General features: G+C 60.0%; 24 protein-coding genes. 22 read left to right on the forward strand and 2 right to left on the reverse strand.

Going from position 1 to position 24,140, the window contains the following annotated elements:
- From ACIQ3A_RS08165 to ACIQ3A_RS08230, 14 genes are all read left to right on the forward strand, one after another.
- Nucleotides 1-1,856 (forward strand): 3-hydroxyacyl-CoA dehydrogenase NAD-binding domain-containing protein (locus ACIQ3A_RS08165; protein ID WP_396431249.1); only part of this gene is annotated, 1,856 nt, incomplete at its 5' end.
- Between the two features lie 55 nt (nucleotides 1,857-1,911).
- The gene (locus tag ACIQ3A_RS08170) at nucleotides 1,912-3,087 is read left to right on the forward strand and encodes an acetyl-CoA C-acyltransferase (RefSeq protein ID WP_396431250.1); all 1,176 of its coding nucleotides are present in this window, start codon (nucleotides 1,912-1,914) and stop codon (nucleotides 3,085-3,087) included.
- A gap of 98 nt (nucleotides 3,088-3,185) precedes the next feature.
- Complete coding sequence (locus ACIQ3A_RS08175; protein WP_396431251.1) at nucleotides 3,186-5,027, forward strand: acyl-CoA dehydrogenase; 1,842 nt, start codon at nucleotides 3,186-3,188, stop codon at nucleotides 5,025-5,027.
- Nucleotides 5,027-5,332 carry a Dabb family protein gene (locus tag ACIQ3A_RS08180; protein ID WP_396431252.1) on the forward strand — a complete coding sequence of 102 codons (306 nt, stop codon included), beginning with the start codon at nucleotides 5,027-5,029 and terminating at the stop codon, nucleotides 5,330-5,332. The genes ACIQ3A_RS08175 and ACIQ3A_RS08180 overlap by 1 nt, the downstream gene beginning before the upstream one ends.
- A gap of 12 nt (nucleotides 5,333-5,344) precedes the next feature.
- On the forward strand, nucleotides 5,345-6,136 hold the full coding sequence (locus ACIQ3A_RS08185; protein WP_396431253.1) for an SDR family oxidoreductase: 792 nt from the start codon (nucleotides 5,345-5,347) through the stop codon (nucleotides 6,134-6,136).
- A 7-nt stretch (nucleotides 6,137-6,143) separates the two neighbouring features.
- A complete protein-coding gene (locus ACIQ3A_RS08190; RefSeq protein ID WP_396431254.1) occupies nucleotides 6,144-6,566 on the forward strand; it encodes a PaaI family thioesterase in 423 nt (140 codons plus the stop codon).
- Nucleotides 6,567-6,599: 33 nt separating this feature from the next.
- A complete protein-coding gene (locus ACIQ3A_RS08195; RefSeq protein WP_396431255.1) occupies nucleotides 6,600-7,616 on the forward strand; it encodes an NADP-dependent oxidoreductase in 1,017 nt (338 codons plus the stop codon).
- A 14-nt stretch (nucleotides 7,617-7,630) separates the two neighbouring features.
- Nucleotides 7,631-8,572, forward strand: coding sequence for a glutathione S-transferase family protein (locus ACIQ3A_RS08200; protein WP_396431256.1), 942 nt, complete (start codon nucleotides 7,631-7,633; stop codon nucleotides 8,570-8,572).
- Entirely contained in the window at nucleotides 8,569-9,474 is a 906-nt protein-coding gene (locus ACIQ3A_RS08205; protein ID WP_396431257.1) for an SDR family oxidoreductase, read from the forward strand. The genes ACIQ3A_RS08200 and ACIQ3A_RS08205 overlap by 4 nt, the downstream gene beginning before the upstream one ends.
- 298 nt (nucleotides 9,475-9,772) lie before the next feature.
- On the forward strand, nucleotides 9,773-12,166 hold the full coding sequence (locus ACIQ3A_RS08210) for a Tex family protein (RefSeq protein ID WP_396431258.1): 2,394 nt from the start codon (nucleotides 9,773-9,775) through the stop codon (nucleotides 12,164-12,166).
- 5 nt (nucleotides 12,167-12,171) lie between these two features.
- Nucleotides 12,172-13,257 (forward strand): phospholipase, encoded by a 1,086-nt coding sequence (locus ACIQ3A_RS08215; RefSeq protein ID WP_396431259.1) that lies wholly within the window; start codon nucleotides 12,172-12,174, stop codon nucleotides 13,255-13,257.
- Between the two features lie 9 nt (nucleotides 13,258-13,266).
- Entirely contained in the window at nucleotides 13,267-13,554 is a 288-nt protein-coding gene (locus tag ACIQ3A_RS08220; RefSeq protein WP_396431260.1) for a DUF1330 domain-containing protein, read from the forward strand.
- 28 nt (nucleotides 13,555-13,582) lie between these two features.
- Nucleotides 13,583-14,536, forward strand: coding sequence for a rhodanese-related sulfurtransferase (locus tag ACIQ3A_RS08225; protein ID WP_396431261.1), 954 nt, complete (start codon nucleotides 13,583-13,585; stop codon nucleotides 14,534-14,536).
- 30 nt (nucleotides 14,537-14,566) lie between these two features.
- Nucleotides 14,567-14,962, forward strand: coding sequence for a TfoX/Sxy family protein (locus tag ACIQ3A_RS08230; protein WP_396431262.1), 396 nt, complete (start codon nucleotides 14,567-14,569; stop codon nucleotides 14,960-14,962).
- Between the two features lie 11 nt (nucleotides 14,963-14,973).
- Here ACIQ3A_RS08230 and ACIQ3A_RS08235 read toward each other — a convergent pair whose 3' ends face one another.
- Nucleotides 14,974-16,110, reverse strand: a complete 1,137-nt coding sequence (locus ACIQ3A_RS08235; RefSeq protein ID WP_396431263.1) for an iron-containing alcohol dehydrogenase — start codon at nucleotides 16,108-16,110, stop codon at nucleotides 14,974-14,976.
- Between the two features lie 176 nt (nucleotides 16,111-16,286).
- Between ACIQ3A_RS08235 and ACIQ3A_RS08240 the strand changes: the two genes are divergently transcribed.
- Both ACIQ3A_RS08240 and ACIQ3A_RS08245 read left to right on the forward strand, forming a co-directional pair.
- Nucleotides 16,287-17,258: an alpha/beta hydrolase gene (locus ACIQ3A_RS08240; RefSeq protein WP_396431264.1), complete on the forward strand. Its 972-nt coding sequence runs from the start codon at nucleotides 16,287-16,289 to the stop codon at nucleotides 17,256-17,258.
- Between the two features lie 3 nt (nucleotides 17,259-17,261).
- Nucleotides 17,262-18,119, forward strand: coding sequence for a YbgC/FadM family acyl-CoA thioesterase (locus ACIQ3A_RS08245; RefSeq protein WP_396431265.1), 858 nt, complete (start codon nucleotides 17,262-17,264; stop codon nucleotides 18,117-18,119).
- A 3-nt stretch (nucleotides 18,120-18,122) separates the two neighbouring features.
- Here ACIQ3A_RS08245 and ACIQ3A_RS08250 read toward each other — a convergent pair whose 3' ends face one another.
- On the reverse strand, nucleotides 18,123-19,082 hold the full coding sequence (locus ACIQ3A_RS08250) for a YgfZ/GcvT domain-containing protein (RefSeq protein ID WP_396431266.1): 960 nt from the start codon (nucleotides 19,080-19,082) through the stop codon (nucleotides 18,123-18,125).
- Nucleotides 19,083-19,152: 70 nt separating this feature from the next.
- On the opposite strand from ACIQ3A_RS08250, the gene mltG reads away from it, so the two are divergent.
- From mltG to ACIQ3A_RS08280, 6 genes are all read left to right on the forward strand, one after another.
- Nucleotides 19,153-20,169, forward strand: coding sequence for an endolytic transglycosylase MltG (gene mltG, locus ACIQ3A_RS08255; RefSeq protein WP_396431267.1), 1,017 nt, complete (start codon nucleotides 19,153-19,155; stop codon nucleotides 20,167-20,169).
- Nucleotides 20,170-20,222: 53 nt separating this feature from the next.
- The gene (gene tmk / locus ACIQ3A_RS08260; protein ID WP_396431268.1) at nucleotides 20,223-20,864 is read left to right on the forward strand and encodes a dTMP kinase; all 642 of its coding nucleotides are present in this window, start codon (nucleotides 20,223-20,225) and stop codon (nucleotides 20,862-20,864) included.
- Entirely contained in the window at nucleotides 20,861-21,865 is a 1,005-nt protein-coding gene (locus tag ACIQ3A_RS08265; RefSeq protein WP_396431269.1) for a DNA polymerase III subunit delta', read from the forward strand. Before tmk ends, ACIQ3A_RS08265 begins: the two co-directional genes overlap by 4 nt.
- Nucleotides 21,866-21,868: 3 nt before the next feature.
- Nucleotides 21,869-22,675: a TatD family hydrolase gene (locus ACIQ3A_RS08270; RefSeq protein ID WP_396431270.1), complete on the forward strand. Its 807-nt coding sequence runs from the start codon at nucleotides 21,869-21,871 to the stop codon at nucleotides 22,673-22,675.
- Nucleotides 22,676-22,681: 6 nt separating this feature from the next.
- Nucleotides 22,682-23,530, forward strand: coding sequence for an ankyrin repeat domain-containing protein (locus ACIQ3A_RS08275; RefSeq protein WP_396431271.1), 849 nt, complete (start codon nucleotides 22,682-22,684; stop codon nucleotides 23,528-23,530).
- Between the two features lie 103 nt (nucleotides 23,531-23,633).
- Nucleotides 23,634-24,074, forward strand: a complete 441-nt coding sequence (locus ACIQ3A_RS08280) for a LexA family protein (protein WP_396431272.1) — start codon at nucleotides 23,634-23,636, stop codon at nucleotides 24,072-24,074.
- Nucleotides 24,075-24,140: the final 66 nt, after the last annotated feature.

Genomic DNA, 24,140 nt, shown 5'->3' on the forward strand with positions numbered 1-24,140 from the left:
ATTCAGCCAAACCTGTTGTGGCGGCCATTCACTCTGTGGTCATGGGCGGTGGATTGGAGCTCGCACTGGGCTGCCACTACCGCATTGCCGCACCCGGCACCAGCGTGGCCTTGCCTGAAGTCAAGCTGGGTTTGATTCCTGGCGCAGGGGGCACGCAGCGGCTGCCCCGCGTGATCGGTGTCGAGCCCGCCCTGAACATGATCGTCAGCGGCGAAGCCATCAAAAGCGAAATGCTCGCCATGTTGCCCGGTCAAAAGCTGTTTGATGCCATGGCGAAATCAGCGGAAAGCCTGGCCGAAGAAGCCTTGGCTCTGGCCCGTAAAGTGGCTGCAGCCCACGCCGATGGTTCGCCATTGCCACTGGTGCGCAAGCTGCCTTGCAAGCACCCACAAGGCGACGCGTACTTTCAGTTTGCGCGCAACATGGTCAAGGGCATGGCTAAAAATCTGCCAGCGCCCGCCAAGTGTGTGGATGCGGTTGAAGCTGCCACCAAGAAGAAGTTTGAAGACGGCATGGTCTTCGAGCGCGAGATCTTCATGAACCTCATGCTCACGCCCGAGTCGCGTGCGCTGCGCCACATCTTCATGGCTGACCGTGCCGCGTCCAAGATCCCGGATGTCCCTGAGGACACACCCAAGCGCGAGATCAAGTCGGTTGCTGTCATTGGTGCCGGCACCATGGGGGGTGGCATTTCAATGAACTTCTTGAATGCAGGTATTCCAGTCAAGATGCTCGAAATGAAGCAGGACGCACTGGACCGTGGCGTGGCGACTATTCGTAAGAATTACGAATCGCAGGTTAAAAAGGGCAAGCTCAAAGCAGAAAAATACGAAGAGCGCATGGCGCTCTTGAGCACCACGCTCAGCTATGACGACATTGGTCAGGCCGACTTGGTGATCGAGGCCGTGTTTGAAGAAATGGGCGTGAAAGAAGCCGTCTTCAAGAAGCTCGACGAAGTCATGAAGCCTGGCGCTATTTTGGCGTCCAACACGTCAACCCTCGATGTAAACAAGATCGCCTCGTTCACCCAGCGCCCACAAGACGTGATCGGCATGCACTTCTTCAGCCCAGCCAACGTGATGAAGCTGCTCGAAGTGGTGCGTGGTGCCCAGACCGGCAAAGACGTTTTGGCCACCGTGATGGCATTGGGCAAGAAGATCAAGAAGACCTCGGTGGTGTCCGGCGTGTGCGATGGTTTCATCGGTAACCGCATGATCGAGCAGTACAGCCGTCAAGCGGGCTTTCTGATCGAAGAGGGTTGCACCCCCGCGCAGGTGGACAAAGCTGTTGAAAAATTTGGTTTCGCCATGGGCCCGTTCCGCATGGGTGATCTGGCGGGCAACGACATTGGTTGGGCGATTCGCAAGCGCCGTTACCAGGAAAAGCCAGGCCTCAAGTACAGCAAAACCGCTGACTTGCTATGCGAGATGGGCCGTTATGGCCAGAAAACGGGTGCCGGCTGGTACGACTACCAGACGGGTAAGCGCGACGCGATCCCGAGCTCTGTGGTGGTCGAGATGATCGAAAAACACCGTGCTGCACTGGGCATTACACCCCGCAAAATTCCTGATGAAGAAATTGTGCAGCGTCTGGTGTTTTCCTTGGTCAATGAAGCCGCGCACATTTTGGAAGAAGGCATTGCCAGCAAAGCCAGCGACATCGACATGGTCTACCTGACGGGTTACGGCTTCCCGCTGTGGCGTGGTGGCCCTATGATTTATGCCGACACCATTGGCCTGTTCAATGTGGCTGAAGCCATGAAACGCTTTGCCAAGAACCCGCATGACGACGCTCAGTTTTGGCAGCCCGCGCCTTTGTTGGCGCGCCTGGTGGCCGAAGGCAAGACATTCAACTGATTTATTTTTTCGGAGTCAGGCTCAGTCGCCTGCTCCAACATGAAAGGTTTCCATCATGACGAATGCTGTCATCGTATCTACCGCTCGCACCCCTTTGGCCAAAAGCTGGAAGGGCGCCTTCAACATGACCCACGGCGCCACGCTGGGTGGCCATGCGGTGCAACACGCTGTGGCCCGTGCAGGCATCGACGGCGCTGAAGTCGAAGACGTGATCATGGGTTGTGCCACACCCGAGGGTGCCACTGGCGCCAACATCGCCCGCCAGATCGCCCTCAAGGCGGGTCTGCCGATCTCGGTGTCGGGCATGACCGTCAACCGGTTTTGTTCATCCGGGCTTCAGACCATTGCGATGGCCGCGCAACGCATCATTGCCGGTGAAGGCCGGGTGTTTGTGGCCGGTGGCGTCGAAAGCATCTCTTGCGTCCAGCAAGAAATGAACACCCACATGCTGCACGATTTGTCGCTGGCCAAAATGAAACCAGAGATCTACTGGAACATGCTGCAAACCGCCGAGCAAGTGGCCAAGCGCTACAAGATCGACCGCGACCGCATGGACGAGTACGGCGCTGCCAGTCAGCAAAAAGCCTGCGCTGCGCAAGCGGCCGGTTTGTTTGACGCCGAAATGGCGGCCATCACTGTGACCGCCGGCGTGGTCGACAAAGTCATGGGCCTGACCACCAAGCAAGTGACGGTGAGCAAGGACGAGGGCCTGCGCGAAGGCACCACACTCGAAGCTATCCAGGGCCTGCGCTCGGCGCTGCCTGGCGGTCTGGTCACAGCAGGCAACGCCAGCCAGTTCTCGGACGGTGCCGGTGCCTGTGTGCTGATGGATGAAAAACTCGCCGAACAAAAGGGCCTGAAGCCTCTGGGTCGTTTCTTGGGCTTTGCAGTGGCTGGATGCGAGCCTGATGAAATGGGCATTGGCCCGGTTTACGCTGTGCCCAAAGCACTGGCGCGTTTGGGCCTCACCGTCAACGACATTGACCTGTGGGAGCTGAACGAAGCGTTTGCGGTGCAGGTGCTTTATTGCCGTGACAAGCTGGGCATCCCGGCTGACCGTTTGAACGTCAACGGGGGTGCGATTGCGGTGGGTCATCCCTACGGCGTGAGCGGCCAACGCCTGACGGGCCATGCCCTGATCGAAGGCAAGCGCCGTGGCGCCAAGCGCGTGGCGGTGACCATGTGCATTGGTGGCGGCATGGGAGCTTGTGGCATTTTCGAAGTGCTGTGATGCCCTTGTGTGTTGATGCCTAAGCAACACCCAGGCGGTCGGCCTCCAGCCGACCGCCTTTTTCTTTGTCTGAACTTGCTGACTCGGGATGATGCGACATGAGCCTGCGCCCCACCGTTGATTTTTTGCTGCACGACTGGCTGAAGGTTGAAAGCCTGCAGATCCGCGAGCGTTTTGCCGACCACAGTCGTGAAACTTTTGATGCGGTGCTCGACACCTGTGAACGGATTGCACGAGAAAAATATGCGCCGTTCAACCGTCTGGTGGACACGCAAGAACCCCATTTTGATGGTGAAAAAGTCATCTTGCCGCAGGCCACGCACGATGCGTACAAGGCCTATGCCGAGTCGGGCATGTTGAGCGCTGCGCAAGACTATGAAATGGGCGGCATGCAATTGCCTTACACGGTGGAGGCAGCGGCCAACGCCTTTTTTGCCATGGCATCGGTCAGCATCGGCTCGGGCATGCTCACCAGCGGCAATGCCAATTTGTTGATGGTGCATGGCAACGACCTGCAAAAGCAGGTGTTTGCTGCCCACGAATTTTCCGGGCGTTTCTCGGGCACCATGTGCCTGAGTGAACCGCAGGCGGGTTCGTCGCTCAGCGATGTGACGACACGTGCCACGCCAGACGGTGCAGACTTTGAAGCCGAACCTTTGGGCGCCCGCTACCGGTTGCGCGGCAACAAGATGTGGATTTCTTCGGGCGAGCACGAACTCTCCGAGAACATCATTCATCTGGTGCTGGCCAAGATCCCGGATGCGCATGGCCAACTGGTGCCGGGCGTGCGCGGCATTTCGCTGTTCATCGTGCCCAAGAAAATGGTGGGCACCGATGGCAAGCTGACCGGTGAGCGTAATGATGTGGCGCTGGCAGGGCTGAACCACAAATGCGGCTGGCGCGGCACCACCAACACGCTGCTCAACTTTGGCGAAGGCAAATACCCAGTGCGCGGTGAAGCCGGCGCAGGCTTGGACGGCGCCGGAAGTGGCGCAGTGGGGTATTTGGTCGGAAAGCCCGGCGAAGGCCTCAAATGCATGTTTCACATGATGAACGAGGCCCGCATCGGTGTGGGCATGGCCGCCACCATGCTCGGCATGGCGGGTTACTACGCCAGCCTCGACTACGCCAAAAACCGTCCGCAAGGCCGACCGACTGGTGCGGGAGGCAAGGACGCCAGCCAGCCCCAGGTGCGCATCATTGAACACGCCGATATCAAGCGCATGCTGCTGGCGCAAAAGGCTTACAGCGAGGGGGCGTTGGCCCTGGCCTTGTACAGCGCTCGTCTGGTGGACGAACAACACACTGGCACCGCTGAAGACGCCGATGTGGCGCGCTTGCTGCTTGAAGTGCTCACGCCGATCGCCAAAAGCTTCCCCAGCGAATGGTGCCTGGAGGCCAATAGCCTGGCCATCCAGATTCATGGGGGCTATGGCTACACCCGCGATTTTCCGGTGGAGCAATATTGGCGCGATAACCGCCTGAACATGATTCACGAGGGCACACACGGCATCCAGGCCATGGACTTACTGGGCCGCAAGGTGCTGATGGAAAACGGGCGTGGCCTGCAACTGCTGGGCGAGCGCATGCTGGCCACGGCTGCCCACGCAGGAACTGTTTGGGGACCTGAGGCGGCAGCCTTGCGCGAAGCGCTGCAACAAATCGGACAAGCCACCCGACAAGCCTGGGATGGTGCGCAACCTGCCCAGGCCCTGGCCAATGCTGTGCCTTATTTGCAGGCCTTTGGCCACACGGTCATTGCCTGGATTTGGCTGGATGTGGCCGCCAGCCTGGGCGATGACATCAGCCCGGCGGCCCAAGGGCGGCGTGCTGCTTGTCGCTATTTCTTCCGTTACGAGTTGCCCAAAATTGGCGCCTGGCTCAGCGTGGTTAGCAGCCGCGACCAGACCTGCGCCAACTTGCCCGAGGAGGCATTTTGATGATCCGTCACATCGTTATCTGGAATTTGAAAGACCATGCAGAAGGGTCCGACAAGGCCACCAACTTGCAAAAAGCCCAAACCCTGTTGCTGTCTTGTGCCCAAGTGGTGCCCGGTATTCGTGCGTTTGAAGTGGCCACCGCGACGCCGGGCATGGACTGCACCAACGATCTGGTGCTGCACATGCTGCTCGATGACGCGCAGGTGCTAGCGGCCTATCAGAATCACCCGCAACATCTGGCCATCAAACCTTTCATGAAAGCGGTTGTCAACGAACGCCACTGCATGGATTTCACCGTTCAATAAAGGAGCACCTCCATGGCACGCACTGTTCAACAACTGTTTGACCTGACCGGACAAGTGGCCCTGGTCACGGGCGGCTCGCGCGGATTGGGCTTGCAAATGGCCCACGCGCTGGGAGAGGCTGGGGCCAAGATCATGCTCAGCTCGCGCAAGGCGGCCGACTTGGAAGTTGCTGCGGCCGAGTTGCAGGCAGCGGGCATCGATGCACGCTGGATCGCTGCCGACTGCGGCAAGGAAGAAGACATCCGTCGCCTGGCTTTTGAAACCACCGAGCGCATGGGTCCGATCGACATCTTGGTCAACAACGCCGGTGCGACTTGGGGCGCGCCTGCTGAGGACCACCCCGTGGAAGCCTGGGACAAGGTGATGAATCTGAACGTGCGAGGTTATTTCATCTTGTCGCAAGAAGTGGCCAGGCGCTGCTTCATTCCGCGTGGCAAGGGGCGCATCTTGAATGTGGCCTCAATCGCCGGTCTGGCGGGCAACCCTTCCGAGATGAAAACCATCGCCTACAACACCTCTAAGGGTGCGGTCATCAATTTCACCCGTGCCTTGGCGGGTGAGTGGGGTGAGCATGGCATCACCGTCAATGCCATTTGTCCAGGTTTTTTCCCCAGCAAAATGACCTACGGGACGCTTGAAAAAATGGGGGTCGACAAGATCGCTCTGAGCATTCCTCTTCGCCGCCTGGGCGACGACGAAGACCTCAAAGGCCTGGCCGTGTTGTTGGCCTCCGATGCCGGTAAACACATCACCGGTCAGTGGCTGGCGGTGGACGGTGGCGTCAGCGCCATCATCGGCGGGTAACAGACTCATGAGCATTCCCTTTGGCGCCGTTATTCCCTTTGTGGACCACTTGGGTTTCACGCTTGAAAAGTTCGAGGGCGGCCAGTCTGAGCTGCATTACTCGCCCGCGCTGGCGCACCTCAATTCGTTTGCCGTCACGCATGGTGGCGCAGTCATGACGCTGCTGGATGTCGTCATGGCCACGGCTGCCCGCAGTGTTGAGACTGACATGGGCGTTGTCACCATTGAGATGAAAACCAGCTTCATGCGCCCCGCCAAGGCATCGGGCTCAGAAAAGCTGGTGGCCAAAGGCCATCTGATGCACCGTACCCGCAGCATGGCTTTTACAGAAGGCCATGTGTTCGATGCCGATGGCCAGCTTTGTGCCCATGCCACCGGCACTTTCAAATATGTGAGTCGTCGCCCTGCGGCGGTACTTTCAACCGACTGATTTCTTTTTACAAACTGAGTATTGGAGACAACTATGACCCTCAACCACCAAATCGTTCTGGACAGCCGCCCTCAGGGTGAGGCCACCGTGGCCAATTTCAAAATGGTCGAAGCGACCATCCCTGATTTGCAAGACGGCCAGGTGCTGGTCAAGCACCATTTCATGAGCCTTGACCCCTACATGCGCGGACGCATGAACGAGAGCAAAAGCTACGCCGTGCCCCAGCCCTTGGGCCAGGTCATGATTGGTGGCACGGTAGGCGAGGTGGTGGACAGCCGCCACCCCAAGTTCAAGTCTGGTGACCAAGTGGTCGGCATGGGCGGCTGGCAGGAATACAGCGTGGTCGATGCGAATGTGCTGGGTGCCTTGCGCAAGGTGGACACCACCCATGTGCCGCTGTCGCACTACCTGGGTGCCGTGGGCATGCCGGGCGTGACCGCTTGGTACGGCTTGGTCAAGATCATTGCCCCCAAAGCCGGTGAAACCGTGACCGTGAGCGCTGCCAGCGGTGCGGTGGGCAGCGCTTATGGCGTTTTGGCGAAGGCCCGTGGCTGCCGCGTCGTGGGCATTGCTGGCGGCAAGGACAAGTGCGATTACGTGGTCAAAGAGTTGGGCTTTGACGCCTGCATCGACTACAAGGAACACAAAGATTATTTGTCGCTGTCTAAAGCGCTGCGCGAAGCCTGCCCGAACGGCATCGATGGCCACTTTGAAAACGTGGGTGGCATGGTGCTGGATGCCGTGATGCTGCGCACCAACGCCTTTGCACGCATCGCGGTCTGCGGCATGATCGCCGGCTACGATGGGGCGCCGCTGCCCATGGCCAACCCAGCCCTGATTTTGGTCAACCGCATGAAGATCGAAGGCTTCATCGTCAGTGAACACATGGAAGTCTGGCCCGAAGCGCTGCAGGAATTGGGCACATTGGTCGGCACAGGCAAACTGCGTCCACGTGAATCGGTCGCTCAAGGTTTGGCCGCTGCGCCTGAAGCCTTTTTGGGGCTGCTCAAAGGCAAGAACTTTGGCAAGCAACTGGTCAAGCTGATCTGAACAGGGGCTGCACCATGTCCGATCTGATCCTGCACCATTACCCGACATCGCCTTTTGCCGAAAAGATCCGCCTGATTTTTGGCTTCAAGCAACTGGCTTGGCACAGCGTGATCATTCCCATGATCATGCCCAAGCCCGATTTGACGGCGCTCACGGGAGGCTACCGCCGAACACCGGTGTTGCAGATCGGCGCAGACATTTATTGCGACACGGCGCTCATTTGCGATATGTTGGAACACATCGCCCCTACGCCCACGCCCACCCCTTACCCTGAAGCTGTCAAAGGGGTGGCCCGCATCGTGGCGCAATGGGCCGACAGCGCCTTGTTCACGGCAGCCATGGCCTACAACTTTCAACCGGTTGGAGTAGCGCAGGTGTTTGCAGGCGCGCCCGCTGAAGCTGTGCAAGCCTTTGTGGCCGATAGGGGTGCTATGCGTGGCGGCGCTCCTCGCATGGCCGCTGCTGATGCTGCTGCCACCTACAAAAGTTATTTGCGCCGGCTGGCCAACATGCTGCATGGGCAAGACTTTTTGTTGGGGGCGCAAGCTTGTGTGGCCGACTTCGCGGCGTACCACCCTTTGTGGTTCACGCAAGAGCGCACGCCGGCATTGGCCGGTATTTTGGACGCCACCCCCGAAGTATTGGCCTGGATGGCGCGCATGAAAGCCATTGGGCATGGCACCCCCGGCAAACTCAGCGCTGCCGAGGCTTTGCAAATGGCCAGCCATGCGACGCCAGCCCCCCTGCAAACCGATGTGTTTCAGGATGAGCACGGTATCCCTTTGGGCTCACGGGTGGTGATTGCCGCTGACCACTTTGGCCAAGAGCCGACCGAGGGCGATTTGCTCGCCGCGACCCGCACCCGTTACACCCTGCGCCGCAGCGACGAGCGGGCTGGCACGGTGCATGTTCATTTCCCCCGTGTTGGATTCACACTTAAAAAGGCCGCACCATGATCGACAACTTCAAAGGTAAAACCGCTGTACTGACAGGCGCGGGCTCAGGATTTGGCCTGGAGTGTGCCCGTATTGGTGCCAAGCTGGGCATGAACCTGGTGTTGGTGGACGTACAGCAAGACGCATTGAACAAAGCTGAAATTGAACTGAAGGCCCAAGGCGTTCAGGTGCTGGCACGTCAACTCGACGTCTCCAATGCCCAGGCCATGGAACAACTGGCTGCCGATGTGAGGGCACGTTTTGGTGCGCCGCATCTGGTCTTCAACAACGCAGGTGTGGGTGCCGGTGGACTGGTCTGGGAAAACTCGGTGGCCGACTGGGAGTGGGTGCTCGGCGTCAATCTGTGGGGCGTCGTGCACGGTGTGCGCTTGTTCACGCCCATGATGCTGGAGGCCGCCCAAGCCGATCCTTCTTATCAGGGCCACATCGTCAACACCGCCAGCATGGCGGGTTTGTTGACACCGCCCAACATGGGCATCTACAACGTCAGCAAGCACGCCGTGGTGGCTCTGACCGAAACCCTGTACCAGGATTTGCAATTGGTGAGCGACCAGGTCAGTGCCAGCGTGCTGTGCCCTTATTTTGTGCCCACCGGCATCAGTCAAAGCCATCGCAACCGCCCCACCGAGTTGGCGGCCAAAAAACCCACCGCAAGCCAACTGATCGGTCAGGCACAAAGTGACAAAGCCGTTGGCAGTGGCAAGGTTTCTGCGGCGGATGTGGCGCAAAAAGTATTTGATGCCGTGTCCAGTGGCCAGTTCTACATCTACAGCCACCCGCAAGCGCTGGGCAATGTGCAAAGTCGGATGGAGGCGATCGTGCAGGGCCAGAACCCGCCCGACCCGTTTGCCGCCAAGCCCGAAGTGGGCGAGGGCCTGCGCAAAGCCTTGCGCGAGGCTTGATCGCAAGGACTTGGCTGAGCGAGTGCATCCGCCGTTGCGCTTGAGTGACCCGCTGGTCGTAGAAGGTGAGCGCTGCAGCAATTTGGCAATCTGCCCAATGTTGAAGTTTGGCTGCTGTGGGCTGGCGATCGTCATCCGATCTTCGGGGCACAGCAGCTTGTGGTTTCTGGGGTTTGTGGGCATCGTCTGACGTTAAGGGATCAGGTGTTGAACTTCAAATTTGAATCCGCAGTTTGTTTTTTAGGGCATCCGCTTGTGTCAAACTCGCCCGTTTCGCCCTCAGAGATCTGACTGAAATATGCTGAAAATCCTGGCCCAACTGGCCGCAGAAATCCGTATCCGCCTGGAGCAGGTCAGAACCGCGGTTGAACTCCTCGATGGCGGCGCCACCGTTCCCTTCATTGCCCGTTACCGCAAGGAGGCGACCGATGGTCTGGACGACATCCAGCTGCGCGAACTGGCGTATCGTCTGGGCTACCTGCGGGAACTGGAGGAGCGCCGCGCTGCCGTCCTCAAAAGCATCGAAGAGCAGGGCAAACTGACGCCTGAACTGCGAGCTGCCATCGAAGCTGCCCCCACCAAACAAGAGCTGGAAGACCTTTACCTGCCCTACAAGCCCAAGCGACGGACCAAGGGCATGATGGCCCGTGAGGCCGGTCTGGAGCCACTGGCTGACAAGCTGTTTGCCGACCCTTCACTGGACCCGCACGCCGAAGCGCAAGCCTTCGTGCTGGCTGCCGGTGCCATAGAGGGTGCAGACTTCAGCACCACAGCCGCCGTGCTCGATGGCGTGCGCGATTTGTTGAGCGAACGCTGGGCCGAAGACGCCAGCCTGGTGCAAGCCCTGCGCGAATGGCTTTGGCAGGAGGGCTTGTTCAAAAGCAAACTGGCTGAAGGCAAGGATGAAAACAATGTGGATGTGTCCAAGTTCCGCGATTACTTTGACTATGACGAACCCATAGGCCGCGTGCCGAGCCACCGTGCGTTGGCCGTCTTTCGTGGCCGTGCACTCGAAATGCTCGATGCCAAACTGGTGGTTCCTGAACCAGAAGCCAGCCTTGGCACCAAGCCCGAATTGGGCAAGCCCAGCATCGCAGAAGGCAAAATTGCGATGCATTTGGGCTGGCGCCACGCAGCGCGCCCCTCGGACGACCTGATCCGCAAATGTGTGGCCTGGACTTGGCGCGTCAAGCTCAGCCTGTCCACCGAACGCGACCTGTTCACACGCCTGCGCGAAGACGCCGAAAAAGTGGCCATCAAGGTGTTCAGTGACAACCTGCGCGACTTGCTGCTGGCAGCGCCTGCTGGCCCTCGCGTGGTGATGGGGCTGGACCCGGGCATCCGTACCGGCGTGAAAGTGGCCGTGGTCGATGCCACCGGCAAGCTGGTGGACACCGCCACCGTTTACCCACACGAACCGCGCAAGGATTGGGAGGGCTCGCTTTTTACCCTGGCCAAGCTGTGCGAAAAGCACCACGTCAACCTGATCGCGATTGGCAATGGCACCGCCAGCCGAGAAACCGACAAATTGGCCGGCGACCTGATCAAACAACTGGCCAAGTTGCGCGACGGCGCGGAGATCCAGAAGGTGGTGGTCAGCGAGGCGGGTGCTTCGGTGTACTCGGCCAGTGAGTTCGCCAGCCAGGAAATGCCCGATGTCGACGTCAGCCTGCGCGGTGCGGCCTCGATTGCCCGCCGCCTGCAAGACCCCTTATCCGAGCTGGTCAAGATCGACCCCAAGGCCATTGGCGTGGGCCAATACCAGCACGATGTGAACCAGAGCGAATTGGCCCGCACACTCGACACCGTGGTCGAAGATTGCGTGAACTCGGTCGGTGTGGACCTGAACACCGCCAGCGTGCCCTTGTTGTCCCGTGTGTCCGGCTTGTCAGGCAGTGTGGCCAAATCGGTCGTACGCTGGCGCGATGCCAACGGCATGTTCAAGACCCGACAGGATCTGCTCAAAGTGACGGGCCTGGGTGCCAAAACTTTCGAGCAAAGTGCCGGGTTTTTGCGCATTCGCGGCGGTGACAACCCGCTGGACATGACGGGTGTTCACCCTGAAACCTATCCCTTGGTCGAGCAGATCATCATCCACACCGCCAAACCCATTCAGGAGATCATGGGCCGCTCGGATGTCTTGAAAACGCTCAAGCCCGAGCTGTTTGTGAGCGACAAGTTCGGGGCCATCACCATCAGGGATATTTTGGGTGAGCTGGAAAAACCCGGCCGCGACCCTCGCCCGGATTTCAAAGTGGCCCGACTGGCCGACGGTGTGGAAGACATCAAGGACCTGAAAGCAGGCATGACACTCGAGGGCACTGTCAGCAACGTGGCCCAGTTCGGCGCTTTTGTCGATCTGGGTGTGCACCAGGACGGTTTGGTTCATGTGAGCCAGCTGGCCAACAAGTTTGTGACCGATGCCCGTGAAGTGGTCAAAACAGGAGACATCGTCAAGGTCAGGGTGCTGGAGGTGGATGTTGTGCGCAAGCGCATCAGCCTGAGCATGAAACTCGACGCTGCGCCCGCCAGAAGGGATGACCCCCGTGACAATAAATATGAAGGGGCAGGGCGCGACCAGCGCCAGCGCGGCGCAGGATCGGGTGCTGGGGGCTACACCTCGCCCCCCGCAGCCGGTTCGGGATCGGCCATGGCCAGCGCCTTTGCCAAGTTGCAAGGCATGAAAAAATAAAGCCCATGCAGGCGCTTCACATCCACGCAGGCCCCCAAGCCTTGGCGCACATCCGAGAGCACGGGCTGCGGCCCGAGCACATCGGCGTCATTCCTGGCGCCGCGGGTGGGCCCAAGGGCTTGATCCTGGGGCCGCTGGACAGGTTCATTTTTGGTCAATGGTTGCCTCAAAGCAGCCAGCCAGTGGACTTGGTTGGGGCGTCCATCGGGGCCTGGCGCATGGCCACTGCGTGCCTGAACGATACAGTGGCCGCCTTTGCTCGCCTGGAGCACGATTACATCCACCAACACTATGAAGCCCTGCCTGGCCACAAGCGAGTGAGTGCTCAGCAAGTGAGCGAGGCCTTTGGCCAAAGCCTGCAAGCCTTTTACGGAGGTCGCATTGGCGAGGTGCTGAGCCACCCGCGTTATCGGCTGCACATCCTCACTTCACACGGGCGGCACCTGCTGCACCGCGAGCACCCGGTGGCCACGCCATTGGGCTACGCTGGGGCCTTCTTGAGCAATGCGCTGCATCGCCGTGCCCTTGGCCGCTGGCTGGAGCGGGTGGTTTTTTCGGGCCACGGTGCAAGCTTGCCGTTTGATGCGCAAGACTTTCGCACCCGCAGGGTGAGCTTGGACGAGGACAATTTCATGCCCGCCTTGCAAGCCAGTTGTTCGATTCCCTTTGCGCTGAAAGCGGTTCATGACATCCCGGACGCACCCCCAGGCGCGTATTGGGATGGCGGCATCACCGATTACCACCTGCACCTGAACTGGACCGCGCCCGAGCAAGGCACCGAAGGCGCCATCGTTTTGTACCCGCATTTTCAGAAGAGTGTGGTGCCGGGCTGGCTGGACAAAGCGCTCAAATGGCGGCACGGCGCAACGCCTTTTCTGGACAACACCATCGTCCTGGCCCCCAATCCCGAGTGGGTCAAAACCCTGCCGAACGGCAAATTGCCGGACCGAAAGGATTTCCTGACCTACGATCGCGATCTGGCTGGACGGGTGAAGGTCTGGAATGCAGCGGCCAGTGCCAGCCAGCAGTTGGCGGATGAGTTCAGGGCGTGGTTGCAAAATCCCAGTTCGTTGAGTGTTCAACCCTTGTGAGGAGCTCGCATGCCTGATGCTTATGTTGTGGGTCAAATGACAGTGATCGACCCTGAAAAATGGGCCCAATACCGTGGGCAGGTGCTGGCCACATTGGTCCCTTGGCGCGGTGAATTGGTGTTTCGGGGCAACCAGGTCAATGCCCTTGCGGGTTCATGCCCTCACGCTGACATTGTGGTTATACGTTTTCCCTCTTTGTCCGATGCAGAGGGTTGGCACGGCTCAGCGGCATACCAGGCATTGATTCCATTGCGACATGAGGCCGCCGATGTGGTGTTGTTGACTTACTCGTCATAGCCGCGACAGCAGAAGGGATAATCCACCCATGCAAACCGATACCCCGCTCCTCACCGCAGCCCTCTACAAATTCGTTGACCTGCCCGACTTCACTGATTTTCAGGCCCCTTTGCAAGCCTGTTGTGAGGCCAACGACGTCAAAGGCACATTGCTTTTGGCGCATGAGGGCATCAACGGCACGGTAGCCGGGCCTGAGGCGGGCGTTCGCGCCGTGCTGGCTTTTTTGCGGGCCGATCCGCGCCTGAGCAGTTTGGTGCACAAGGAATCGTGGAGCCCCAAGCCGCCTTTCACACGCATGAAGGTCAGGCTTAAAAAAGAGATCGTCACTTTGCGCGTGCCCGAACTTGACCCGAATAAAACCGTGGGCCAGTACGTAAAGCCCGCCGACTGGAATGCTTTATTGGCCGATCCTAACGTGGTCGTGATCGACACCCGCAACGACTACGAGGTGGCGATTGGCACTTTCAAAGGGGCGGTCAATCCAGACATCAAAAACTTCGTGCAGTTGCCAGCCTGGCTGGATGCACAGCCGCATTTACAGGGCGAAGCCGCTAAAAAGACCAAGGTGGCGATGTTTTGCACAGGCGGTATCCGTTGCGAAAAATCCACCGCCCTCATGAAAATGCGTGGTTTTGACGAGGTGTATCACCTCGAAGGCGGCATTCTCAAATACCTGGAAGAAGTGCCACCCGAGCAAAGCGTTTGGGAAGGTGAGTGTTTTGTTTTTGATGAACGCGTGAGCGTCGGTCACGGCCTGGGCGTGGGCAGCCACGACTTGTGCCGCTCTTGTCGCTGGCCCTTGAGCGCACAAGACAAGTTGTCGCCGCACTATGTGTTGGGCGTGAGCTGCGACCACTGCCACGACCAGCGCACCCCCGAGCAAAAGGAAAAACTGGCCGAGCGCCAGCGCCAGGTCGAGCTGGCCGAAGCCCGGGGCGAGGTGCATGTGGGCGCCAAAATGGCCAGCCACGACGCGCCCTGAAACCGACCTTGCCCTGACACAGTTCTTGCCATGAGCGACTTCATCCCCTTTGTGCAGGAGTTGCTGGAAGATTGGGCCCCCGTGTCGGCCCGCCGCATGTTTGGCGGCCATGGCCTGTACCACGAAGGCCTGATGTTCGCCATCGTGATGGACCAGTGGCTGTACCTCAAAGCCGAGGAAGTCAACCGGCCCGAATTCGAGGCGCTGGGCCTGACGCCTTTCACGTACGCCATGAAGGGCAAGGATGTGGCGCTGTCGTATTGGGCTGCACCAGATGCGATTTTTGATGCCTCAGAGGACGCTGTGCAGTGGGCCCAGTCCGCCTGGGCGGCGGCTTTGCGGGGGCATTTGGCCAAAGCACAGGCCAGAGAAAGGGCCAAGGCCAAGCTGGCTGACAAAAAGGTCACCCGATCCAGTCGGGTGTGACCTCACGAAGCTCACAAACTCGTCAGCAGCATGTCGCGGTATTCATCGGCCGAGGCAATGCGCGGGTTGGTCTTGTGGCAATGGTCCGCCAGCGCGCCGGTGATGACCGCGTCAAACAAGCCTTCGGTCACACCCATTGCAGCCAAGCCCGTGGGCAGGCCCAGTCGGGCGTTCATGTCGCGGAGGGCATCGGGGATATCCGAGCCGCTTTGCAGCCCCATGGCTTGGGCCATGCGGTTCAGGCGGTTTTCTTTTTGCACCGACTCGGCCACGGCGTTAAAACGCACCACCGCCGGCAAAAACATGGCGTTCAAAGTGCCATGGTGCAGGCGCGGGTTGACGCCGCCCAGGCTGTGGCTGAGCGAGTGCACGCAACCGAGGCCTTTTTGGAAAGCCATCGCGCCTTGCATGCTGGCGCTCATCATGTTCAGGCGCGCTTCGCGGTCTTGGCCGTTCAGGGTGGCGCGTTCGATGTGGGCCCAACCCCGGGCCAAACCGTCGAGCGCGATACCGTCCGCAGGCGGGTTGAAGGGCGCGGCCATGAAGGTTTCCATGCAATGGGCCACCGCGTCCATGCCGGTGGCTGCCGTGAGCATGGGGGGCAGGCCAAAGGTCAGTTCGGGGTCGCAAATGGCGGCTTTGGGCACGATGAACCAGGAATGGAAGCCGAGTTTGCGCCCGTCGTCCAGAATCAAAATCGCCCCTCGGGCCACTTCGCTGCCCGTGCCGCTGGTGGTGGGCACCGCAATGATCGGAGCCACCCGGTCGGTGATCTTGAGCGAACCGCCTTCTATGGTGGCGTAGGTTTTGAGCGGGCCTTCGTGGCTGACGGCAATCGCCACGCCCTTGGCACAGTCGATGGCCGAGCCGCCGCCGACCGCGATCAGGCCGTCACAGCCGTGCTCTTTGTACATGGCCGCTGCAGCGCGGACCGCCGCCTCGGTCGGGTTAGAAGGGGTCTGATCAAACACCGTGACGGGCAAGCCGGGCAGGGCGTCCAATGCTTTTTGCAAGACGCCAGCGGCCTTGACACCCGCATCGGTCACCACCAAGGGTTTGCGGATGCCCACACGCTCACATTCGGCCTGCAGCAGCTTGACGGCGCCAAAGTCGATCTGGATCTGGGTGACGTAATTGATGAAAGACATGTGGCAAAACTCCAATCAGGTGGGCACAACGGGGATCAGGTGAAAGTCCCGATCAGCGTGGCGATGTAGGATTCAAGGCTTATTTTGAGGTAAAAAATGCCTTTGACCTTGTCACCCTTGTTTGGCGACAGGGCCTGCGCCAGTTTGTACCTCCCGATCACCCCAACAGCCTCCCCATGAGCAGCCACCACACCAACCCCCGGTCCTTGCTGAATGCCGCCACACGCAGTTTGATCGAGCGCGTGCAGCGCGCAGGCCGGCCACCCATGGCGGCCATGACCCCGGCGCAAGCCCGTGAGTTTTACGACATCGGTGGCCCCATGCTTGACCTGCAACCCCCGCCGCATGTGGACCGGGTGGAAAACCTGTTCATCTCAGCACGCGATGGCCACCCCATGCCCGCCCGCTTGTATGCGCCCCAACAAAATCCGGGGGGTCCCGCCTTGCCCGTGTTGCTCTACCTCCATGGTGGTGGTTTCACCGTGGGCAGCTTGACCACGCACGATGTGCTGTGCCGCCAACTGAGCCGTCTGGGCCATTGCGCCGTGGTCTCACTGGACTACCGCCTGGCGCCAGAGCACCGATTTCCTACGGCCGTTCACGATGCCTGGGATGCGTTGAACTGGCTGCACCAGCACGGGGAAAGTCTGGGGCTGGACGGCAGCCGGTTGGCGGTGGGGGGCGACAGTGCAGGGGGCACGCTGAGCGCCGTTTGCGCCCTGATGGCCCGCGATGCGGGCTTGAAGCTGCGCCTGCAACTGCTGTTTTACCCGGGCACCACCGCCCACCAAGACACCGCTTCGCACCACACATTTGCCGAAGGCTTCATGCTTGACCAGGCGACAGTGGACTGGTTTTTTGTCCAATACATTGACCCGGCAGACCGTCAAGACTGGCGTTTTGCCCCCTTGAACGCACCAGACCATTCGGGTCTGGCACCGGCCTGGGTCGGTTTGGCCGAGTGCGATCCGCTGGTGGACGAGGGCGTGCAATACGCCGACACCCTGCGCATGGCCGGTGTGCCGGTGGATCTGGAAATTTACAAAGGCGTTGTCCATGGTTTCATCACCATGGGCCGCGCCATCCCCGACGCTCTGAAAGCCCACGCCGATGCGGGCAGGGCCTTGAAAACCGCTTTTGAAAGCTGAGCCATGAAACCCCAGGATTTCCGTTTTTCTCACCGAATGCGCGTGCGCTGGGTCGAGGTCGACATGCAAAAAATCGTCTTCAACGGCCATTACCTGATGTACTTCGACACCGCCGTGACCGAGTATTGGCGCAAGCTGGCCATGCCGTATGCCGAGACCATGCACCAGTTGGGCGGTGATCTGTTTGTCAAAAAGGCCAGCATCGAGTACCACGCCAGCGCTGAAATGGACGACTTTCTGACGGTGTGCATGCGCTGTGACCGCATTGGCAATTCGTCCATGACCTTCGTCGGGGCCATTTTTCGGGGGGATGAACTGCTGATCACCAGCGAGCTGGTTTATGTGTATGCCGATCCTGTGGCCAAGAAGAGCCAGCCCATTGCGGCCCCCTTGCGCGACATGATGGAAGGCTTTGAGCGCGGCGAAGACATGGTGCAGGTTCACGTCGGTTCATGGCACGACTTCAAACACCTGGCCAGCCCACTGCGCACCGAGGTGTTTGTGCACGAGCAAAAAGTGCCCGCCGAGATGGAGTGGGACCACGAGGATGACACCGCCTTGCACGCCGTGGCCCTGAACCGCATGGGCATGCCCCTGGCCACCGGCCGCTTGCTGCAGCACGCGCCCAGCGTGGCCCGCATTGGTCGTATGGCCGTGAAAAAGCCAATGCGCGGCAGCGATCTGGGCCACCGCGTGCTGCACGCCCTGATGGACGCTGCCAAAAATCGGGGCGATACCCAGGTGGTTTTGCACGCCCAGTGCAACGCTGAAGGCTTTTACACGCGTGCCGGCTTCGTACCGCACGGGGCGATTTTTGAAGAAGCAGGCATTGCGCACATCGAGATGGTGCGCCAGCTCTGAGCGTTAAATATCTTCGAGCAAAACGTATGGCAAAGGCAGCAGGTCCAGCGCAGGGCCTTGTGCATCGCCAGCATGCCAACCGGTTGGCATGCTCTGCAAGGTGCCACTGACCAGTGCATCAAACCCGTGACCATCGGGTCGGGCGGCGCAGAGCACCACGTTGCCGCATGGCTGCTCGGGCTCGGTTGGGGTGAAGACATCTTGCCCGGTGATGAGTGCCACCGGGCTGTGCACCAACGCCGTGCGCCGCTTGAGCGTGCCGCGAAACTGGCTGCGGGCCACGACTTCTTGTCCCGGGTAACAGCCTTTTTTGAAGTTCACACCGCCGACCGATTCGTAATTGAGCATTTGGGGCACAAAGGCCTCGAACACGGGCTGAGTGACCAGCGTCACGCCGCTCATGACTTCGGCCCATTGCCACACGCCACTGGACACCTCAGCGCCTGCGGGCAGTGCGTGTCCTTGCGGGGCCAGCCAGAGGGCGCGAGGCACCTGGACTTCACCGGCAACCGCTGAATAAAGCGCCACGGCATGGACGCCATCGGCCGCCACGGTCTGCCACGCAGCGAGCCGCCCCACCACGGCGACAGCACGGTCACCCAGAAGGCCGCGCAGTTGCCATTGGGCTGTGGCATCGGTCATTTTGACTTTGGCCCGCAGCACGAACATGGACAGGCGCTTGAGGGTCTGGGCCAGCAAATCGAGGCTTGTGACCAGCAATACCGTGTCGGGCGCCGTCTTGATGACGATGAAGCTGGCTTGCATGCGGCCTTTGGCCGAGCAAAACGCCGCCAGCCGTGCCTGGCCCACAGGCAACAGCAGCACATCGTTGCTGAGCTGGTTGTGCAAAAAATGGGCAGCGTCTTCGCCTTGGGCCTGGATCACACCCAGGTGGGGCAGGGGGCTGATGCCGTTCAAAACGCTGCTCATTGGCATGTGGGTGTTGTCTGCAAGGGTGTTCATGGTGCGGCTCGGTCTTCTGACAAGGCGTGAATTATCATCCCCACCACGTTTTCAACACTCGAACAAGGACATGGTCGTGCTCAAAGGCTTGATGAAGTTGCTGGCAAGCCTGCTGGTTTTGGCCTTGGCCGCCGGTGCAGGCGCGTTCTGGTGGCTTCAACAGCCCATCGACACGCGCCAGGCCACGCTGGATTTATCGATCGAGCCGGGCACATCGCCCAAGTCCATGGCGCAGGCGGTGGTGAATGCTGGGGCGCAGACCTCCCCCACATTGCTTTACGCCTGGTTTCGCGCATCGGGCCAATCGCGCCAGATGCGGGCGGGCAGTTACGAAATCCCGCCCGGCACGACACCGCAACGCCTTTTGAACATGCTGGTGCGTGGCGAAGAAAGCCTGCGCACCGTGACCATCGTGGAAGGCTGGAACTGGCGGCAAGTGCGTCAGGCCTTAGCTAAGGCCGACAAGCTCAAACCCGACAGCCGCGCTTTGTCCGATGAGGTGCTGATGGCACAACTGGGCCGTCCGGGCGTGGCCCCGGAAGGGCGCTTTTACGCAGACACTTATGCTTATGCCAAGGGTTCGAGCGATCTGGCGGTATTGCAGCGGGCCATGAAGTCCATGGACAAACACTTGCTTCAGGCCTGGGACGCACGCCAGGCCGATGTGTCGGTCAAGTCACCTGAAGAGGCCCTGATTCTGGCCAGCATCGTGGAAAAGGAAACCGGCAAGGGTTCGGACCGGCCCATGATTTCGGGCGTTTTTCACAACCGGCTGCGCATTGGCATGATGCTGCAGACCGACCCGACCGTGATTTACGGGCTGGGCGAAGCCTTTGACGGTAACCTGCGCCGCATTCATCTGCGCACCGACACGCCTTGGAACACTTACACCCGCGGTGGTTTGCCGCCCACTCCGATTGCCATGCCCGGCAAGGCGGCGCTGCTTGCGGCGGTGCAACCGGCCAAGACGCAAGCCTTGTATTTTGTGGCCAAAGGTGACGGCAGCAGCCAATTCAGCGCCACACTGGACGAACACAACCGGGCGGTCAACCGTTACCAGCGTGGCATTCAGCCTGCCAAGGACTGAGTCTGGCCCTTGAGAGCCTGCGACAATCGGTTTTTACCCATTTCACACAGCCCATGACACGCGGTTTGTTCATCAGTTTTGAAGGCATCGACGGTGCGGGCAAGTCCACGCACATTGAGCGCGTGGTCCATTTGTTCCAACAAGCGGGCAGGGCGGTGGTGCTGAGCCGTGAGCCGGGCGGCACGCCCTTGTCTGAAAAGCTGCGCGAGCTGGTGCTGCACGAGCCCATGGACCCGTTGACCGAGGCGCTGTTGATGTTTGCAGCCCGCCGTGAGCACCTGGTGCAGGTGATCGAGCCTGCGCTGGCCCGGGGCGATGTGGTCTTGTGTGACCGCTTCACCGATGCCACATTCGCCTACCAGGGCGGTGGTCGGGGGTTTGACTGGCAGGTGCTGGCCCAACTGGAGCGCATGGTGCAAGCCCTGCCGGATGGCGCCTTGCGCCAGCCCGAACTCACCCTCTGGTTTGATCTGGACCCACACATTGCAGCGCAGCGCCTCGCTTCGGCCCGCGTGCCTGACAAATTCGAGTCGCAACCGGCCGACTTTTTTGCCGCGGTGCGCGCTGGCTACGCCAAGCGCCAAAACGAAATGCCCCATCGTTTTGCACGCATTGACGCCGCCCAGGCGATGGAAGCTGTGGGTGCGGATGTGAGCCGTGTGCTGGCCGACTGGCTGAAACGGAACGCCCTATGAGCGCCGTGATGAATGCCCCCTGGATCGCCCGCCAAACTCGCGATTTGCTGGCCCAACGCGGGCATGCCTGGTTGCTGCAAGGCCCTTCTGGCCTGGGCCAATACGAATTGGCACTGGCCTTGGCCTCCGCCTGGCTGTGTGAAAAACCCACAACACAGGGCGCTTGCGGCGATTGCCCCAGCTGCCATGCCATTGCCGTGCGCACCCATGCCGACCTGGCTGTGCTGATGCCCGAGACCGTGATGATCCAACTGGGCTGGCCCCTGTCTGAAAAAGCCCAGGATGAGATCGACAAGAAAACCCGCAAGCCCAGCAAAGAGATCCGGGTCGACGCCATGCGCGATGCGGTGGAGTTTTCCCAGCGCACCGATGCGCGCGGACGGGGCAAGGCGGTGTTGGTGTTTCCGGCCGAACGCATGAACACCATCACGGCCAACGCCTTGCTCAAAACCCTCGAAGAGCCCCCCGGCGATGTGCGCTTTGTGCTGGCCACCGAGGCCAGCCACATATTGCTGCCCACCATCCGCAGCCGTTGTCTTGCCCACACCATGCAGTGGCCCGAGACCGATGAAGCCCTGACATGGTTGACCGGACAGGGCTTGCAAGCCCCTGAGGCCTCGGCCTTGCTGCGCAGTGCCGGGGGCAGACCCAACGATGTGCTGCGCCAGACCGAAGCCGGTTTGTCGCCAGCCTGGTGGGCTGCGCTGCCCAAAGCCATGCGTCAGGGCGATGCCCGGCATCTGGCCGACCTGAGCCCGGCCCAGGCCATTGATGCCTTGCAAAAGCTTTGCCACGACTTGCTTTTGCGCCAGTTGGGCGCAGCACCCCGCTTTTTTGAGGGGGTCCAATTGCCCGAAAGCAAGGCCTCGACCGCGGTGCTGACCGACTGGTTCAAGCGGTTGATGCAATCGGCCCGCACCGCCGAACACCCTTTCAATGCCGGTCTGATGCTGGAAGCGCTGACCGCCGATGCCCAACAAACCCTGCTGTCCAAGGGCTGAGCCATGTACACCGACTCCCATTGCCATTTGAATTTTCCCGAGCTGATGAGCCAGCTGGACAGCATCCAGCAGGCCATGGTGGCCGCCCAAGTGACCCGCGCCATGGTCATTTGCACCACGATGGAAAAGTTTGACGAGGTGCACAACCTGGCCATGGCCAACGACAATATGTGGGCCACGGTGGGGGTGCACCCCGACAACGAAGGCGTGCGCGAGCCGAGTTTGCAAGATTTACTGGACGGTGCGGCGCGCCCCAAAGTGGTGGCCATTGGCGAAACGGGCCTGGACTACTACCAGATGGAAGAGCGCAAAGGCGGCCGCACCGTGGCCGACATGGCATGGCAGCGCGATCGTTTTCGCACCCACATTCGGGCGGCCCGGCAAACGCATTTGCCGCTGGTGATTCATACCCGGCAGGCCTCGGACGACACCATCGCCATCCTGAAAGAGGAGGGCGAACTGGGTGATGCGGGCTCGGCAGGGGGCGTTTTTCACTGCTTTACCGAAAGCCAGCAAGTGGCCCGAGCTGCCCTGGACCTGGGGTTTTACATTTCCTTTTCGGGCATCTTGACGTTCAAGACCGCCGCCGATTTGCGCGAAGTCGCCAAATTTGTGCCCGATGACCGTCTGCTGATCGAAACCGACAGCCCTTATCTGGCGCCCGTGCCCTACCGGGGCAAATTGAACAACCCGTCTTATGTGCCCTTTGTGGCCAAGCTTTTGGGGGAATTGCGCGGTTCGACTTCGCAGGCGGTGGGTGAGTTGACCACGCGTAATTTCTTGAAGTTGTTTGCCAAAACAGCTGGATAAAATTTCATGTTAAAGATTAAGTTGTTCAAAAAGTTGGTTGTTTTAATTGGATTAATAGCCAGTCAACTTTCCTGGGCTGGCTCTTACGAAGACTTTTTCAAGGCGCTTCGATTTGACGATGCCAAAACGGTGCAGGCCTTGTTGCAACGCGGCTTTGACCCCAACACGGTCAACCCGCAGGGGGTGGCCGGTTTGATGCTGGCGGTGCGCGAACCCTCACTCAAGGTCGCCGAGTTGCTGGCGGGCTGGCCCAAAGTCAAAACCGAGATTCGCAACGACAAAGACGAAAGCGTTTTGATGCTGGCGGCGCTCAAGGGCTATTTGCCCTTGGTCAAGAAGCTCGTTGAGCACGATGCCGATGTCAACAAGACCGGCTGGACGCCTTTGCACTACGCCGCGTCCGGTGGGCATGTTGCGGTGATCGAATTTTTGCTGGAAAACAGCGCCTACATTGATGCCGAGTCGCCGAACGGCACGACGCCGCTGATGATGGCGGCCATGTACGGCAGCCCTGAAGCGGTCAAGGTGTTGATCCAGGCGGGTGCCGACTTGACGGTGAAAAATCAGATGGGCCTGTCTGCGCTCGATTTTGCGGTGCGAGGCCAGCGGCAAAATGCCAAGGAACTGATCGAGACAGGCCTGCAACGCCAAGCGACGCGGGTCGCCAAACCTGAAACGGCAGCACCGTTGGCCCCGCAGGGTCAGCCCTCGCCGGCGGCGCCTGTCGCTGCGCCCCTTCCCGCCATACCTCTTCCTGCTGTCCCCCTTCCATCTGCGCCCGCCACGGCGCCAGCGGCAGCCGCTTCAACGCCTGACGCAAAACCCGCAACCAAGCCGTCGAAAACCGGTTGGTAAAACCGCTGGTGGCTTTTGCTGCAGGAACTTCAGCGCCAAAGTTCCTGATTTCTGGCAAGGCGTGTACTTGAAGAGCTGTATGAATATCCAGTATATTCAAGACATGACAACACCTGCCATTTCTCTCCCTCAAGCTGTATTTGTTCCCGATGCCAAGGTCTGGCTGGAGATGTGCGCCTGGGCGGTGCGAGCCGGTTTCCCTTCGCCGGCGGCAGACCACACGCGCAAACGCATTGACTTGAACGAGCACCTGATTCGCAACAAGGAGGCCACCTTCATCTTCAGGGTCAAAGGTGACTCCATGAGCGGCATCGGCATTTACGAGGGTGATGAATTGTTGGTGGACCGTTCCATCGAGGCCAAGCACGGCAACATCGTGCTGGCGGTGCTGAACGACGATTACACCGTCAAGCGCCTGCATCGCCGTGGCGGGGTGGTCAAGCTGATGGCCGAGAACCCCTTGTATCCCCCCATCGTGGTCAAGGACGGTGAGGAACTGGTGATTTGGGGCGTGGTCACCCGCAACCTGCACAAACTGTATTGACGCCATGGCGCAGACAACAACACAAGCCCTGGCGCTGGTGGACTGCAACAACTTCTACGTTTCTTG

This window comes from Limnohabitans sp. (assembly GCF_044361985.1).
Taxonomy (GTDB): domain Bacteria; phylum Pseudomonadota; class Gammaproteobacteria; order Burkholderiales; family Burkholderiaceae_C; genus Limnohabitans_A.

What these genes read in the sequence shown, in the direction of transcription:
- ACIQ3A_RS08170 (WP_396431250.1), top strand. Translation starts at nt 1,912, where the DNA reads ATGACGAATGCTGTCATCGTATCTACCGCTCGCACCCCTTTGGCCAAA.
- ACIQ3A_RS08175 (WP_396431251.1), top strand. Translation starts at nt 3,186, where the DNA reads ATGAGCCTGCGCCCCACCGTTGATTTTTTGCTGCACGACTGGCTGAAG.
- ACIQ3A_RS08180 (WP_396431252.1), top strand. Translation starts at nt 5,027, where the DNA reads ATGATCCGTCACATCGTTATCTGGAATTTGAAAGACCATGCAGAAGGG.
- ACIQ3A_RS08185 (WP_396431253.1), top strand. Translation starts at nt 5,345, where the DNA reads ATGGCACGCACTGTTCAACAACTGTTTGACCTGACCGGACAAGTGGCC.
- ACIQ3A_RS08190 (WP_396431254.1), top strand. Translation starts at nt 6,144, where the DNA reads ATGAGCATTCCCTTTGGCGCCGTTATTCCCTTTGTGGACCACTTGGGT.
- ACIQ3A_RS08195 (WP_396431255.1), top strand. Translation starts at nt 6,600, where the DNA reads ATGACCCTCAACCACCAAATCGTTCTGGACAGCCGCCCTCAGGGTGAG.
- ACIQ3A_RS08200 (WP_396431256.1), top strand. Translation starts at nt 7,631, where the DNA reads ATGTCCGATCTGATCCTGCACCATTACCCGACATCGCCTTTTGCCGAA.
- ACIQ3A_RS08205 (WP_396431257.1), top strand. Translation starts at nt 8,569, where the DNA reads ATGATCGACAACTTCAAAGGTAAAACCGCTGTACTGACAGGCGCGGGC.
- ACIQ3A_RS08210 (WP_396431258.1), top strand. Translation starts at nt 9,773, where the DNA reads ATGCTGAAAATCCTGGCCCAACTGGCCGCAGAAATCCGTATCCGCCTG.
- ACIQ3A_RS08215 (WP_396431259.1), top strand. Translation starts at nt 12,172, where the DNA reads ATGCAGGCGCTTCACATCCACGCAGGCCCCCAAGCCTTGGCGCACATC.
- ACIQ3A_RS08220 (WP_396431260.1), top strand. Translation starts at nt 13,267, where the DNA reads ATGCCTGATGCTTATGTTGTGGGTCAAATGACAGTGATCGACCCTGAA.
- ACIQ3A_RS08225 (WP_396431261.1), top strand. Translation starts at nt 13,583, where the DNA reads ATGCAAACCGATACCCCGCTCCTCACCGCAGCCCTCTACAAATTCGTT.
- ACIQ3A_RS08230 (WP_396431262.1), top strand. Translation starts at nt 14,567, where the DNA reads ATGAGCGACTTCATCCCCTTTGTGCAGGAGTTGCTGGAAGATTGGGCC.
- ACIQ3A_RS08235 (WP_396431263.1), bottom strand. Translation starts at nt 16,110, where the DNA reads ATGTCTTTCATCAATTACGTCACCCAGATCCAGATCGACTTTGGCGCC.
- ACIQ3A_RS08240 (WP_396431264.1), top strand. Translation starts at nt 16,287, where the DNA reads ATGAGCAGCCACCACACCAACCCCCGGTCCTTGCTGAATGCCGCCACA.
- ACIQ3A_RS08245 (WP_396431265.1), top strand. Translation starts at nt 17,262, where the DNA reads ATGAAACCCCAGGATTTCCGTTTTTCTCACCGAATGCGCGTGCGCTGG.
- ACIQ3A_RS08250 (WP_396431266.1), bottom strand. Translation starts at nt 19,082, where the DNA reads ATGAACACCCTTGCAGACAACACCCACATGCCAATGAGCAGCGTTTTG.
- mltG (WP_396431267.1), top strand. Translation starts at nt 19,153, where the DNA reads ATGGTCGTGCTCAAAGGCTTGATGAAGTTGCTGGCAAGCCTGCTGGTT.
- tmk (WP_396431268.1), top strand. Translation starts at nt 20,223, where the DNA reads ATGACACGCGGTTTGTTCATCAGTTTTGAAGGCATCGACGGTGCGGGC.
- ACIQ3A_RS08265 (WP_396431269.1), top strand. Translation starts at nt 20,861, where the DNA reads ATGAGCGCCGTGATGAATGCCCCCTGGATCGCCCGCCAAACTCGCGAT.
- ACIQ3A_RS08270 (WP_396431270.1), top strand. Translation starts at nt 21,869, where the DNA reads ATGTACACCGACTCCCATTGCCATTTGAATTTTCCCGAGCTGATGAGC.
- ACIQ3A_RS08275 (WP_396431271.1), top strand. Translation starts at nt 22,682, where the DNA reads ATGTTAAAGATTAAGTTGTTCAAAAAGTTGGTTGTTTTAATTGGATTA.
- ACIQ3A_RS08280 (WP_396431272.1), top strand. Translation starts at nt 23,634, where the DNA reads ATGACAACACCTGCCATTTCTCTCCCTCAAGCTGTATTTGTTCCCGAT.